Source organism: Amycolatopsis sp. WAC 04182, assembly GCF_003947465.1.
GTDB lineage: Bacteria > Actinomycetota > Actinomycetes > Mycobacteriales > Pseudonocardiaceae > Amycolatopsis.
In genome coordinates this window covers 664,607-676,616 of sequence record NZ_QHJJ01000001.1, presented here as the reverse complement: position 1 = coordinate 676,616, position 12,010 = coordinate 664,607, and the positions used below count along the sequence as shown (strand labels likewise).

The following is a 12,010-nucleotide window of genomic DNA, read 5'->3' as shown; positions in this document are numbered from 1 at the left end:
CGCAGTCAGCGGAGGGGATCCGCCCCCGGCCGGAGCCGGGGGCGGTGTGGGTCAGTCGTCCTGCTCTCCGGCGGCGGTCCACTGCTCCTCGGTCATGTGGCCCTCGATCCCCCGGTCGGTGTGCCACTTCTTGTAGGTCTGGTAGTCGGTGTCGGTGGTCTTGGTCTGCTCGGTCATTTTGTTCTCCCTCTCTCTTGCTGATATAAGAACTATAGCACGGGTGTAGCCACACCGCAATAGGGAAACCCGAATTAATAATCGTTGGGTGTGGCGACACCGTGTGCTACACTTGGCTCATGCCGAACAAACGCGCTGAAGGGCTGGTCATGGCCCGGGTCTGGCTCCCTGAAGACGTCTGGAAGAACGCCGGCGCCGTCGCTGAGGCCAGCGGCACCGACCGCAGCAAGGCTGTACTGGCCTTCCTTCGCTGGTACACCGCTGAGCCTGGCGCGGAACTGCCGACCCCTGCTGAACGAACGGAGACCTGATGGATGCTCTGATCGCGTTCCTGCGAGCCCGCGAGGATGAGCGGGAAGCAGCGGCCACGGCCATGAAGGCCGTCTACCCAACTCCGTGGGAGACCGCAGACCGTGGCTGGATGGCGCGAGTCGTCGCCGACGGCCCGAACTTCCACGAGGTGATCCGGCTCGACCAGACCCAGGCCCCGGACGCCGAATGGCTCGGCGGCGTGGTCCGTCACATCGAACTCGGCAACCCGGACTTCGTGTTGGCCGACGTCGCTGCCAAACGCCGCATCATCACGCTGGCGCAGGCCGCCAACGATCTCGAAGACGCGATCGAAGGCGAGACGAGCCACGGGAGTCGAGCCCGAGCGCGCGGCGAGCAGCCTGATCCGCGCGTCGGCGATTCGATCCTCAAGCAGCTCGCCCTGCCGTACGCCGACCACCCCGACTACCGCGAGGAGTGGCGGCCGTGAAGCGCGGCGACATCACCGACGACCAAGTCGTGACCGCCTGCGCCCGCGCCCACGCGGAAGGACAACGGTCCCTCGACGTGCTTATCGAAGCGACCGCAGCGCCACGCAAGGTGGCTCTCGCGGCCATGTACCGGGCGAGCGGGAACGGGCGCATCAACTGGGGTGTCAACGTCGAGCTGGCGTGGCCCGAGCGCGACACGAAACCCTGATCGGCACCTGTGATTGCCCCTGATCAACACGTGTGTCACGCTATGGGCGGGCGTGAGCTATGCCCGCCCCGAGACACTCTTCGCCAGCCCGCGCTGGCCCTACGCCCCGGTCACCTCCGACCGGGGCGTTTCTCATACCCCAGGGAGATCCAGTTGACCGCGCCCGTGCTCGAAGCCAGCCGCGACTTCAACGCCACCACGCCGGTGTGCGTGCTCAAGAAGCTGCTCCCGCGCAACGGCGAACCCGACTGCCCCATGACCGGCACACAGACCTGCCCGTCCGACCCGAAGGAGCAGGAGAAGTGCCCCGCCTGCTGACCCAGTAGACCCGGGGCTGCCGGACAGAGCCCGGTAGAGCCCGTGGCCCAGGCCCGACCACGGGCAGGACGCGACGGGCACTGAATCGAGTACATGCTGCACGGTGGTGGCACATGGCACGCAGAGCACTCAAGCCCTGCTCCACCTCAGGATGCCCCGAGCTGGTAGCCAAGGGCAGATGCCCGGAGTGCATCCGGCAGGCAGAGGCACGCAGGGGTACCGCACGACAGCGGGGCTACGGCACCGGCCACACCACCCGGTTCCGGCAGGGTGTACTCGCCCTCCACCCCGTATGCCAACTGTGCAGCAAGGACTGGTCCAAGCACGCAGACCACTGGCCAGTAGACCGACGCACGTTGGTACTGCGAGGCCAAGACCCCAACGACCCACAGCATGGCCGCGGCCTGTGCCACAGCTGTCACAGCACCGAGACAGCAGAGCATCAGCCAGGCGGATGGAACGCACGCTGACGCACAGCACGTTATGCCCTTTCGCATGATGCGAAGGCACTGGTCAGGGCACAAAAGATCTCCAAAACACTTCCCCGAAACCCTTGACTTGATCATGGGGGTGGGGGGTGACCCCTCCCATGATCACCCAGAGGACCGCCGGGGAGGTGTCTCGGAGGCGCGGAGGGTTCAGAACATCCGGGCGGTCACCGTCCAAGCACCTGGGTGCCGCGCAAGGCGGCGTCCGCCGATGCGGCGCAACGCTGCTGAGGAGTGATCACGATGACCAAGGGCGGAGCACGGAACCGGTCGGGTCCGAGCGTGGATCCGAGTTCGGGGCGCAGCGACCGGCGCGGGGTGAAGGTGACGGCGTTGCCGGCTGAGGGGTACCGCGGCGAGGTGCCGGAGTTCCCGTTGACGAAGGTGTCCGTCTACTACGAGTACTTCGAGGACAAGAAGAAGGTCCGCGAGCTCGACGAGGGTGCGACGGAGGCTCGGTGGGAGCGCGAGCTCGAGCTGTGGGAGTGGGCTTGGTCGACTCCGCAGGCGTGCGCATGGGCGAACGAGCGGTGGCGCTGGCACTCGGTGGCGATGTGGGTGCGGACGTCGGCGCTGTGCGAGTCGGCCGACGCGACCGCGGCGGACAAGAATTCGCTTCACCGGTTCGCTGACCAGATCGGCATGACGCCGGCGGGGCTCCGTGAGAACGGCTGGGGGATCGCGGTCGACGAGCTGGCCGAGAAACGCGGCAGCGCGCCGGATCCGAAGGCTGATGCGCGCGTCGCTGCGCGGGCGATGAAGGCCAGGATGTCCGCGGTCACGTCCGATGGCACCGGAGCTTAAGCGGTACGTCGTCGACTTCCCAACCCTCTGGGTCGCGCCGGCCTGGGTCGAGCGGCACTGCATCATCCCGGACGGGTTCCGGAAGGGCGCGCCGTTCAAGCACTACGACTGGCAGCTCTGGTGCACGCTGAACCACTACCGCGTCCGGCCGGACGCGGTGGCGTACGACGAGAACGGCTATCCGACGCGGTCGGCGGCGTTCTGGTATCGGCGGTTCCAGGTCATCGCGCCGCAGAAGGTGGGCAAGGGCCCGTGGACGGCGACGCTCGCCTCGAACGAGGGTGTCGGGCCGGCGCTGTTCGCCGGTTGGGCGGGCGACGATGACGGCTACGTCTGCGCGGACCACGGTTGCGGTTGCGGCTGGGAGTACCCGTACGAGCCGGGTGAGCCGATGGGGATGCCGTGGGCGACGCCGCTGATCCAGCTGCTTGCGACGTCCGAGGACCAGGTCGACAACATCTATCGGCCGCTGAAGGCGATGGCGAAGAACGGGCCGCTCGCCGATCTGATGCTGCCGCGTGAGGGCTTCATCCGGCTGCCGAACGAGGGGCGGATCGACGCGGTCACCTCGAGCGCGCAGTCCCGGCTCGGCAACCCGATCTCGGCGTACTTCCATGACGAGCCGCAGTCGTACACCGTCGAGAACAAGCTGGTGAAGGTCGCAGAGACGATGCGCCGCGGCGCGGCGGGCATGGGCGGCCGCGGCGGGGAGACGACGAACTGCTACGACCCGTCGCAAAACTCGACGGCGCAGCGCACGCGTGAGTCTCGGGCGAAGGACGTCTTCAGATTCTACGAGCCGCCGCCGGCCGGGTTGAAATACACGGTGAAGGCTGACCGCCGGAAGATCCACGCGTTCAACTACTCGGGTTCTCCGCACGTCAACCTCGACAGCATCGAGGCTGAGGCGGCCGAGTTGATGGAGAAGGACCCGGGCCAGGCGGAGAGGTTCTTCGGCAACCGCATCGTCGCTGGCCTCGGCACCTGGATGGACGCCGAGAAGTGGAAGGCCCGCGCGGCGAAGAAGGCGCCGCCGCTGGTCCGCCGTACGCAGCTAGTGCTCGGGTTCGATGGCTCCGATGTGGACGACTGGACCGGGATCCGGGCGCAGACCCGCGGCGGTTACCAGTTCACGCCGTACACGCCGGCCGGGCCGACGTTCTGGAATCCGGCGGACTTCGGCGGGAAGGTGCCGCGGCTCGAGGTCGCGGCCGCGGTGGACTGGCTGTTCACGCACTTCGACATCGTGCGGATGTACGCGGACCCGCCGTACTGGGAGACCGAGATCGACACGTGGGCGGAGAAGTACGGCGAACGGCGGGTGCTGCGGTTCGAGACGTACCGGCCAGTGCAGATGCACGCCGCGTGCGAGCGGCTGCTGGTCGACGTGAACAAGGCGGACAGCGGGTTCGCGCACGACGGCTGCGACGTCACCGAGATCCACATGGGTGCGGCGAAGAAGTCACCGCGCCCGTCCGAGCGGTACGTGCTCACGAAGCCGGGCGACGGCCGAAAGATCGATATGGCGGTGGTCTCGGTGATCTGCAACGAGGCCGCTGGCGATGTGACCGCGGCGCAGCTGTGGAAGCAGCACGACAACTTCGTCTACACCGCCTGAAGGAGGGTGACCGTGGCGACCGAGGCCCAGGCCCTTCAGCTGGTGGCGTTGCTCGAGCAGGAGCTGCTGAACCGCAGTGCCGACGTGGACCGGAATTCCCGCTACTACACGGGGAAACAGCCGCTGAAGTACGCGTCGGACCAGTTCAAGAAGTACCACGGCGACCGGTACGTCGACTTCTCCGACAACTGGGTCGCGCCGGTCGCGGACGCCCCGGTGGAGCGGCTCACCGTGCTCGGCGTGAAGGGGCTCGGTGAGGACGCGGCGGATGACGAGTCGTGGCGGGTATGGCAGACCAACGCGCTGGATTCTGACTCGCAGCTCGGCTTCCTCGGCGCGGTGAACTCCTCGAGGTCGTTCGTGCTCGTCTGGGGTGACCCGGACGACGAGCAAACCCCCGAGGTGACGTTCGAGGACGCATCGCAGTGCGTCATCGCCTACCAGCCGGGGTCCCGGCGGAAGCGGCGCGCGGCGCTGAAGAAGTGGCAGGACGGCAACTGCGACTACGCAACCCTCTACCTGCCGGACGAGGTGTGGAAGTTCGAGCGGCCGGTGATGCGGCAGCAGACGAAGCTGATCCTGCTCGCCGCGGTGGACGAGGAGCTGAAGAAGTGGGCTCCCCGCGACATGGGCGAGAGGGAGCCGAATCCGCAGCCGAACCCGATGGGCGTCGTCCCGATGGTGGAGCTGCCGAACAAGCCGACGCTCGCCGACGACCCGATCTCCGACATCACCGGTGTGATCGCCATGCAGGACGCGGTGAACCTGCTGTGGGCGCAGCTGTTCACCGCCTCGGACTACGCGTCGTTCCCACAGCGGGTGGTACTCGGCGCCGAGAAGCCGATGATGCCGATCCTGAACGACAAGGGCGAGGTCGTCGGGCAGAAACCGGTCGACCTGGCGAAGTTCGCCGTCGACCGGGTCCTGTTCATCACCGGCCAGGACGCGAAGATCGCCGAATGGCAGGCCGCGAACCTCAAGGCCTACACCGACGTCATCGAGATCGCCGTCGGCCACATCGCCGCCCAGACCCGCACGCCGCAGCACTACCTGATCGGGAAGATGGCGAACCTGTCCGGCGACGCGCTGATCGCCGCCGAGACCGGTCTGGTGAAGCGCGTGCAGGAGAAGGAACTGTGGTTCGGGCAGGCGATCCGGCAGATGTTCGGCCTGATCGCGCTCGCGCAGGGCAACGAGAAGAAGGCCAAGGCGCTCACCGCTGGATCGGTGATCTGGGCTGACGCGCAGTCCCGATCGCAGGCGCAGCTCGCCGATGCGCTGCTGAAGCTCCGCCAGATCGGGTTCCCGTTCGAATACCTCGCCGCGAAGTGGGGGCTCACCCCGACCGAGGTCGTCGACCTGATCGAGATGAAGAAGCGGGAAGCCGAGATGGACCCGGTCGCCGCGGTCGCCCGCGACATGGGCTTCGGCGGCCAGCCGGACGGCCCGTCGGACGAGGAAGATGACGCCGCTTGACCGGGCTCGCAGCCACCATGCCGCGCGCGCCCGGCTGGCGAAAAGCGCCAGGGGCGAAGGGCGGCGGCTGTGGGCGCAGGTCGAACCGCGGTTCCTCGAGGAGTCGTGGCTGACGTTGCTGATGCGGATGTTCGTCGCCATCTCCGAGGCGCAGTTGACGGCGGCGCGGCAGGCCGACCAGTACACAGCCGAGACGCTCCGAGGACAGGGCTACGACGACGCGGCGGCCGGCCAGGTAGTCGCCGATGCGCTGTCGGGGATCGCGTCAAACGGGCGGCCGCTGGAATCGTTGTTGATGGGGCCGGTGTTTGCGGCGAAGGCGGCGATCGGGAAGGGCGCCACACCTGGCCAGGCGCTCGCCGTCGGGCAGATCCGGCTCGACCTGATCACGCGCACGCAGGTGGCCGACGCCGGCCGGGTCGCGGACGGGATCGCCGTGGTGACACGGCCGAAGGTGTCGTGGACGAGGATGGTCGTCGGGGACTCGTGCCCGAAGTGCATCATCCTCGCCGGGCGGGTTTACCGGTACAGCCAGGGGTTTGAGCGGCATCCGCAGTGCGACTGCGTGCACATCCCGACGGCCGAGGACACCGGCGGCGACTTCACCACCGACCCGCGGCTCGCGTTCGAACAGGGACGGGTCAAGGGACTGTCCAAAGCGGACGAGCAGGCCATCAAGGCCGGTGCCGATATGGCTCAGGTCGTGAACGCGCACAAGGACATGTACGTCGCCGGGGTACGAAAACTGACCCGGACGGGTATCACGCGCCGCGGCACGGCCGGGCGGAGGCTCGCCGGCCGCGCCCGGCTGATGCCAGAACAGATCTACCGCGAGGCCACCTCGCGGGAAGAAGCGGTGAAGCTGCTGCGTCAGCACGGCTACATCGTCTGAGCCGCGCGCAACGCGCGGTTCCACCACCACCCGCAATGGGGAGTACCCGAATGGTCGAGACGATTCTGCCCATCCACCCGCGAACCGGCCTGCAGGCCGTCGGCTGGCGCAAGGCCCGCCCCGGCGAAGACGGCGAACAGCCGATCTGGCCCATCGCGGGCGCCAGCGATCCTGAAGAGGGCCCGGAGGCCGAGCCGGAAGGCGATCCCGCCGAGGAACCCGAGGACGAGCCCGACGAGGAGCCGGAAGGCGACCCGGAGGGCGCCGAGGATCTCGGCGACAAGGGCAAGAAGGCGCTCGACACCATGAAGGCGAAGCTGCGCGACGAGAAAGCGAAGCGCCGCGCAGTCGAGGCCGAGCGGGACACGCTGAAGAGCGGGTCCACGAAGAACGGTGAGCCGGACGTCGACCAGATCCGCCGGGAGGCGGAGACAGCGGCGGCCGCGAAGGCGAACAAGCGGATCGTCCGATCGGAGATCCGAGCAGCCGCGACCGGCAAGCTCGCCGACCCGAAAGACGCCCTCACGTTCATCGACATCGACCAGTTCGAGGTCGACGAGAACGGCGAGGTCGACGCCGATGAGATCGCCGACGCGATCGACGACCTCATCAAGAACAAGCCCTACCTGGCAGCCGCAACGGCGAAGAGGTTCCAGGGCACCGGTGACGGCGGAGCCGCGCGCAAGGCCGGTACGAAGCCGAAGCAGGTCACCGAAGCCGAGCTCAAAACCATGACGTCCGACCAGATCGTGAAGGCCCAGAACGAGGGCCGACTCGCGAACCTGCTCGGCGCCGGCTAACCAGAAAGGGGCCCCACAGTGGCCATCACCCGATTCAGGCCGGAGATCTGGTCCGCCCAGCTCCTGGTCGCACTGCGCAAGGCGCTCGTGTACGCCGCGCCCGGTGTCGTGAACCGCGACTACGAGGGCGAGATCCGAGAGGCGGGCGACACCGTCCGCATCACCTCGATCTCCGACCCGACCATCGGCACCTACGCCGCGAACACCACCGTCATCACGCCGGAAGAGCTGAACGACGCGCAGCGGACCCTGGTCGTCGACCAGGCGAAGTACTTCGCGTTCTACGTCGACGACGTCGACGCCCGACAGGCCAAGGGCAACGTCATCCCCGAGGCCATGTCCCGCGCCGCGTACAAGATCGCCGACCAGGTCGACCAGTACGTCGCCGCGTTCTACACCGGCGTCAACGCGGCGAACGCGCTCGGCACCATCCCGGTCGCGGCGGCCACCCCGACGGCCTTCTACGACAACGTCCTCGTGCCGCTGTCGGTGAAGCTCGACGAGGCCAACGTCCCCACCGAGGGCCGCTACTGCATCATCCCGCCGTGGCTGCACGGCCGCGCGCTGCGCGACGACCGGTTCGTCCGCGCCGACGCGTCCGGCACCACCGAAGCCCTGCGCAACGGTGTCATCGGCACCGCCGCCGGCTTCTCCATCCGCAAGAGCAACAACGTCCCGCTCGTCACCGGCGACGACTACGCCGTCATGGCCGGTGTGGACATGGCCATCAGCTTCGCCGAGCAGATCAACAAGACCGAGGCCTACCGGCCGGAGGCGAAGTTCGCCGACGCCGTCAAGGGCCTCGCGCTGTACGGCGCCAAGCTCGTCCGCCCCGAGGCGATCGCCACCGCGATCGTCTCCCAGACCTGATCGGAGAAGCCCGATGGCACCCACTGCCCTCGCGTACAGCAACCTCGTGCCGAACAGCGACCTGGCCGACCCGGCCGGTGTCGCGACCGTCGCGGGCGCCGGCAACGGCGTCAAGATCCCCAGCATCACCGCCGGAGCGACGCGGTCGTTCCCGGAACTCACGGTGCTGCGCGTCAGCAACGCCTCCGGCGGCTCCGGCACCGTCACCATCAAGGCCGGCGCCTACCCGCCCGCGATCGCGGCCGGCCAGGGCGACCTGACCGTCACCGTGGCGAACGCGGCGACGCGGTGGATCGGGCCGTTCGAGTCGGGCCGGTTCCTGCAGTCCGACGGGTCGCTGCTCGTCGAGTCCTCGGTGGTCATGACGGTCACCGCGTTCAAGGTCCCGAGGAACACCTGATGGCCGACAAGGAAACCGGGTTCTTTCGTGGGGAGGGCGGCGTCGTGTTCGAGATGGACCTGCCGCTCTCCGAGGTCATGGCGGACAAGGTCACGCGCGGAACGCTGCGGCGCGTGAACGAGGACGGAACGCCGTGGCGCGACGAGTCCGAGCAGGACGTCGCGAGCGAAGGCAGCGACCTCACCAACGGGGTCACGCCGCGTCCGGCGGTGAACGCGTCGAAGGCCGAATGGGTCGGCTACGCGGTCACCGCGCTCGGCATGAACGCCGACGACGCCGAGGCAGCGACCAAGCAGGACCTGATCGACCTGGCGAAGTAGAGGGAGGCCACCGTGGCACTGCAGGACATCGCGACGGTGGCCGACCTCACCGCCCGGAACATCACCGTCCCGGCCGGTGTCGAAGCGGGCGAGTTCCTCGCCGCCGCGCAAGACGCCGTCCGGGACGCGGCTGGTGTCCCGATCACCCGGGAGACCTTCACTGTCACCATCGGCGGCAGGGCGGATCAGTGGCTGGACCTGCCCGGCCAGCCGGTGGTCGTGGTCGCCGACGTCGAGCTCGACGCCGTCGCGGTGACGGACTGGAAGCTCGTCGACGGGCGGCTGTGGCGCCGGGACGGCTGGGAAGCCATCGACGCGCCGTCGAACGTCACGCTCACCATCACCGGCGGGCTCATCACGCCACCGAAGGACATCGTCGACCTCGTCTGCTCGCTCGCAGGGCTCGGCATGAGCCTTGCCGGCGACGGCGAATACGCATCCAGGGGTGACCAGATCGGCATGCGGATCGACGACTACTCCGAGCAGTACGCCAGCGGATCCGGCGACCGGACAGCGGGTCCGCTCGAGCTGCCGGAGCTGACGCGGGACCGGCTTCGCGCGCGGTTCGGCGGGAGCGTTGCCTTGGTGAGGTCGCTGTGAGCGCGCTCGCCGCGGTCATGCGCGGCCGCCGGCGGGCTGAGGCGTTGATGCTCGACACCTGCCGGATTCGGGCGGTCACCGGAACCACCACCGATCCGGACGGTGTGGTGACGCCGACGTACGGGCCGGTCGTCTACACCGGGAAGTGCAAGATCCAGAACTGGCGGTCGTTCCCGTCCAACCCGGACGCGGGCGAGCACCAGTGGACCGTCACGCCGACGTTCCTGCATCTGCCGGTCGCGACTTCGGGGGCGGTGGCGACGGGGATGTTCGTGGAGATCCTGACCGCGGTTGATCCGTTGAATGTCGGCCGCCAGTTCCGGTTGCGGTCGTCGGACCGGAAGTCGTTGATGACCGCGGTGCGGTTCCAGGTGGAGGAGGTGTCTGCCTGATGGCCACCGTGGACACCTCGGAACTGCAGGCGCTTGAGGCGGAGCTGGAGCAGATCCCGGCGGAGAAGCTGCCGCAGTTCAAGGCCGTGGTGGTGAAGGGCGCGGTGAATATCAAGAACGGGATGCGCGCCGACGCCGCAGGTGGCCAGTCGTACCGGCACTTCCCGCGCAGTATCGACTTCGACGTCATCGACGGCGGGCTCGGTGCGGAGATCGGCCCGGACAAGGGCCGGATCCAGGGCGCGCTCGGGAACCTCTTGTACTTCGGCACCTCGCGGACGGGCGGCGTGCTCGACATCAACGGGCCGTTGAACCGGGAAGACCCGCGGTTTGTCGACGCGCTTGCGGACGTCGCCGAGGACATCCTGTGATCACGGAGCATGTGGCCGCGGTCAAGGCCCTGTTGGGCGGTGTCGCGCCGACAGCGGTCTATTTCGGTCAGGTGCCGAACGAGCCGTCGTTCCCCTACCTGGTGCTGTACATGGACACCGGGATCGACGACGAGACGAAACTGTGCGCCACCCCGGATGCGGCGACGTTCCGGTTCCAGATCACTTCGGTCGGGATGAGCGACATCGCCGTCGGGATCGTGGCCGATAAGGGCCGCACCGCGGTGCTCGGTGTCCGGCCGGTCGTGGCTGGCTGGAAAACCAACCCGATCCGCAGGGAGACGTCGATCCCGGTTCGCGCGGACAAGGACGTGACGGTCCCGCCTCTGAATCTCCACCCGATGTTCGGTGTGGACACCTACGTTTTCGAGTCCCGGAAGGACTGAGTCATGGCACTGATTCCGCACACCCAGGCGCAGATCGGCGGCGTCGTGCTGGCGCCGACCGCGGCGACGGCGGGGCCGGACACGCTCCGGCCGGACGACCGGCTGCTGCTGATCGTCCAGAACGGCAGCGCGGGAACCGTCGCGGCGACCATCACCGTTCCGGGCAACACGAAGTACGGGCAGGCGCAGCCGGACATCACGTCGGCGAACATCGCCGCCGGCGCGCTCCACGCGTTCGGCCCGTTCCCCGCCGACTTGGCCGACCCTGCGGACGGGCTCGTCGACGTCGATGTGAACCCGAGCGCCTCGGTCAGCCTGTACGCGGTGCGGGTGTAGGCGATGGCGCTCAAGCACGTACGCGCACGGAACACGGTGACCGGTGCGGTCGCGGCCGTGTCCGAGCGGGCGCTCGAGCTCGGCGTGATGCCGGACTGGGAGGCCGTCGAGGGCCCGGTGCCGAAGCGGCCGAAGTCCGCGGTGCCTGCGCTGCAGAAGAAGACCACCGGCGAAAAGCCGGAGGAAGAATCCGCCGACGGCTCGTCGGCCGGCGAGAGCAAGGAGTAACCGATGGCCGACATGCTCAACGACGGCAACATCAAGGTCACCTACGTGGCCGCGATCGCGAACATGGCCGCGCCCACTGCGGCCGAGCTCAACGGCGGCCTGGACCTGGAGTGCCTCATCACCGCGGACGGCTTGGAGCCGTCGGTCGACGAGGAGAAGGTCTCCATCGCGAAGCTGTGCGAGACCATGAACGCCGAGGCGCCCGGTCGCGCGACCTACGGTCTCGGCCTGACGATGGTCCGCAAGGACGTCCCGGCCGAAGACGTGGCGTGGACGACGCTGCTGCGCGGCACTTCCGGTTACCTCGTGTTCCGGTACGGCATCGACGCCGACACCGCCTACGCCGCCTTGCAGGACGTGCAGGTGTGGCCCGGGAAGTTCGGCGAACGCAGGCCGCAGAAGCCCGAGGCAAACGGGGCCACCACGTTCATGTCCCAGTTCTACGTGTCGGCGACGCCGGACATGGACGCCACCGTCGCCTGATCCCCCTCGAACGCGCCGCCGCGGCCCACCCCCTGACCGGGCCGCGGCGGCGTTTCCATACCCA

At 68.3% G+C, this 12,010-nt stretch carries 20 protein-coding genes; 19 read left to right on the top strand and 1 reads right to left on the bottom strand.

Annotated features, from left to right (window positions below):
* Positions 1 to 51: 51 nt before the first annotated feature.
* Positions 52 to 177, bottom strand: coding sequence for a hypothetical protein (locus tag DMH01_RS43500; protein WP_255431993.1), 126 nt, complete (start codon positions 175 to 177; stop codon positions 52 to 54).
* A 119-nt stretch (positions 178 to 296) separates the two neighbouring features.
* Here DMH01_RS43500 and DMH01_RS03395 point away from each other — a divergent pair, with 119 nt between their 5' ends.
* The 19 genes from DMH01_RS03395 to DMH01_RS03305 all read left to right on the top strand — a co-directional run bounded on the left by DMH01_RS03395 (position 297) and on the right by DMH01_RS03305 (position 11,946).
* Entirely contained in the window at positions 297 to 488 is a 192-nt protein-coding gene (locus tag DMH01_RS03395) for a hypothetical protein (protein WP_125673643.1), read from the top strand.
* On the top strand, positions 488 to 937 hold the full coding sequence (locus DMH01_RS03390; RefSeq protein ID WP_125673642.1) for a DUF6221 family protein: 450 nt from the start codon (positions 488 to 490) through the stop codon (positions 935 to 937). Before DMH01_RS03395 ends, DMH01_RS03390 begins: the two co-directional genes overlap by 1 nt.
* Positions 934 to 1,146, top strand: coding sequence for a hypothetical protein (locus tag DMH01_RS03385; RefSeq protein WP_125673641.1), 213 nt, complete (start codon positions 934 to 936; stop codon positions 1,144 to 1,146). The genes DMH01_RS03390 and DMH01_RS03385 overlap by 4 nt, the downstream gene beginning before the upstream one ends.
* A 153-nt stretch (positions 1,147 to 1,299) precedes the next feature.
* Entirely contained in the window at positions 1,300 to 1,464 is a 165-nt protein-coding gene (locus DMH01_RS42645; protein WP_158633186.1) for a hypothetical protein, read from the top strand.
* Positions 1,465 to 2,195: 731 nt separating this feature from the next.
* Positions 2,196 to 2,756, top strand: a complete 561-nt coding sequence (locus DMH01_RS03375; RefSeq protein WP_125673639.1) for a hypothetical protein — start codon at positions 2,196 to 2,198, stop codon at positions 2,754 to 2,756.
* Positions 2,740 to 4,374: a hypothetical protein gene (locus tag DMH01_RS03370; RefSeq protein ID WP_125673638.1), complete on the top strand. Its 1,635-nt coding sequence runs from the start codon at positions 2,740 to 2,742 to the stop codon at positions 4,372 to 4,374. The genes DMH01_RS03375 and DMH01_RS03370 overlap by 17 nt, the downstream gene beginning before the upstream one ends.
* Before the next feature lie 12 nt (positions 4,375 to 4,386).
* The gene (locus DMH01_RS03365) at positions 4,387 to 5,850 is read left to right on the top strand and encodes a phage portal protein (RefSeq protein WP_125673637.1); all 1,464 of its coding nucleotides are present in this window, start codon (positions 4,387 to 4,389) and stop codon (positions 5,848 to 5,850) included.
* Positions 5,837 to 6,742 carry a hypothetical protein gene (locus tag DMH01_RS03360; protein ID WP_125673636.1) on the top strand — a complete coding sequence of 302 codons (906 nt, stop codon included), beginning with the start codon at positions 5,837 to 5,839 and terminating at the stop codon, positions 6,740 to 6,742. The genes DMH01_RS03365 and DMH01_RS03360 overlap by 14 nt, the downstream gene beginning before the upstream one ends.
* Before the next feature lie 50 nt (positions 6,743 to 6,792).
* The gene (locus tag DMH01_RS42640) at positions 6,793 to 7,542 is read left to right on the top strand and encodes a hypothetical protein (RefSeq protein ID WP_158633185.1); all 750 of its coding nucleotides are present in this window, start codon (positions 6,793 to 6,795) and stop codon (positions 7,540 to 7,542) included.
* Positions 7,543 to 7,560: 18 nt separating this feature from the next.
* Positions 7,561 to 8,412, top strand: coding sequence for a P22 phage major capsid protein family protein (locus DMH01_RS03350; protein ID WP_125673635.1), 852 nt, complete (start codon positions 7,561 to 7,563; stop codon positions 8,410 to 8,412).
* A gap of 13 nt (positions 8,413 to 8,425) precedes the next feature.
* Entirely contained in the window at positions 8,426 to 8,812 is a 387-nt protein-coding gene (locus DMH01_RS03345) for a hypothetical protein (RefSeq protein WP_125673634.1), read from the top strand.
* Positions 8,812 to 9,132 (top strand): hypothetical protein, encoded by a 321-nt coding sequence (locus DMH01_RS03340; RefSeq protein ID WP_125673633.1) that lies wholly within the window; start codon positions 8,812 to 8,814, stop codon positions 9,130 to 9,132. Before DMH01_RS03345 ends, DMH01_RS03340 begins: the two co-directional genes overlap by 1 nt.
* A gap of 12 nt (positions 9,133 to 9,144) precedes the next feature.
* Positions 9,145 to 9,732 (top strand): hypothetical protein, encoded by a 588-nt coding sequence (locus tag DMH01_RS03335; protein WP_125673632.1) that lies wholly within the window; start codon positions 9,145 to 9,147, stop codon positions 9,730 to 9,732.
* Positions 9,729 to 10,124 carry a DUF6093 family protein gene (locus DMH01_RS03330; protein ID WP_125673631.1) on the top strand — a complete coding sequence of 132 codons (396 nt, stop codon included), beginning with the start codon at positions 9,729 to 9,731 and terminating at the stop codon, positions 10,122 to 10,124. Before DMH01_RS03335 ends, DMH01_RS03330 begins: the two co-directional genes overlap by 4 nt.
* Positions 10,124 to 10,495 (top strand): hypothetical protein, encoded by a 372-nt coding sequence (locus DMH01_RS03325; RefSeq protein WP_125673630.1) that lies wholly within the window; start codon positions 10,124 to 10,126, stop codon positions 10,493 to 10,495. The genes DMH01_RS03330 and DMH01_RS03325 overlap by 1 nt, the downstream gene beginning before the upstream one ends.
* Positions 10,492 to 10,899, top strand: a complete 408-nt coding sequence (locus tag DMH01_RS03320) for a DUF3168 domain-containing protein (protein WP_125673629.1) — start codon at positions 10,492 to 10,494, stop codon at positions 10,897 to 10,899. Before DMH01_RS03325 ends, DMH01_RS03320 begins: the two co-directional genes overlap by 4 nt.
* 3 nt (positions 10,900 to 10,902) lie before the next feature.
* Positions 10,903 to 11,235, top strand: a complete 333-nt coding sequence (locus DMH01_RS03315; RefSeq protein ID WP_125673628.1) for a hypothetical protein — start codon at positions 10,903 to 10,905, stop codon at positions 11,233 to 11,235.
* A 3-nt stretch (positions 11,236 to 11,238) separates the two neighbouring features.
* On the top strand, positions 11,239 to 11,463 hold the full coding sequence (locus DMH01_RS03310; RefSeq protein ID WP_125673627.1) for an altered inheritance of mitochondria protein 21: 225 nt from the start codon (positions 11,239 to 11,241) through the stop codon (positions 11,461 to 11,463).
* Positions 11,464 to 11,466: 3 nt separating this feature from the next.
* Positions 11,467 to 11,946: a hypothetical protein gene (locus DMH01_RS03305; protein ID WP_125673626.1), complete on the top strand. Its 480-nt coding sequence runs from the start codon at positions 11,467 to 11,469 to the stop codon at positions 11,944 to 11,946.
* Positions 11,947 to 12,010 lie beyond the last annotated feature (64 nt).

Bases quoted from the DNA above. Each gene is read 5' to 3' on its own strand.
- DMH01_RS43500 (WP_255431993.1), bottom strand. From the start codon at position 177: ATGACCGAGCAGACCAAGACCACCGACACCGACTACCAGACCTACAAG.
- DMH01_RS03395 (WP_125673643.1), top strand. From the start codon at position 297: ATGCCGAACAAACGCGCTGAAGGGCTGGTCATGGCCCGGGTCTGGCTC.
- DMH01_RS03390 (WP_125673642.1), top strand. From the start codon at position 488: ATGGATGCTCTGATCGCGTTCCTGCGAGCCCGCGAGGATGAGCGGGAA.
- DMH01_RS03375 (WP_125673639.1), top strand. From the start codon at position 2,196: ATGACCAAGGGCGGAGCACGGAACCGGTCGGGTCCGAGCGTGGATCCG.
- DMH01_RS03370 (WP_125673638.1), top strand. From the start codon at position 2,740: ATGGCACCGGAGCTTAAGCGGTACGTCGTCGACTTCCCAACCCTCTGG.
- DMH01_RS03360 (WP_125673636.1), top strand. From the start codon at position 5,837: ATGACGCCGCTTGACCGGGCTCGCAGCCACCATGCCGCGCGCGCCCGG.
- DMH01_RS42640 (WP_158633185.1), top strand. From the start codon at position 6,793: ATGGTCGAGACGATTCTGCCCATCCACCCGCGAACCGGCCTGCAGGCC.
- DMH01_RS03345 (WP_125673634.1), top strand. From the start codon at position 8,426: ATGGCACCCACTGCCCTCGCGTACAGCAACCTCGTGCCGAACAGCGAC.
- DMH01_RS03340 (WP_125673633.1), top strand. From the start codon at position 8,812: ATGGCCGACAAGGAAACCGGGTTCTTTCGTGGGGAGGGCGGCGTCGTG.
- DMH01_RS03325 (WP_125673630.1), top strand. From the start codon at position 10,124: ATGGCCACCGTGGACACCTCGGAACTGCAGGCGCTTGAGGCGGAGCTG.
- DMH01_RS03315 (WP_125673628.1), top strand. From the start codon at position 10,903: ATGGCACTGATTCCGCACACCCAGGCGCAGATCGGCGGCGTCGTGCTG.
- DMH01_RS03310 (WP_125673627.1), top strand. From the start codon at position 11,239: ATGGCGCTCAAGCACGTACGCGCACGGAACACGGTGACCGGTGCGGTC.
- DMH01_RS03305 (WP_125673626.1), top strand. From the start codon at position 11,467: ATGGCCGACATGCTCAACGACGGCAACATCAAGGTCACCTACGTGGCC.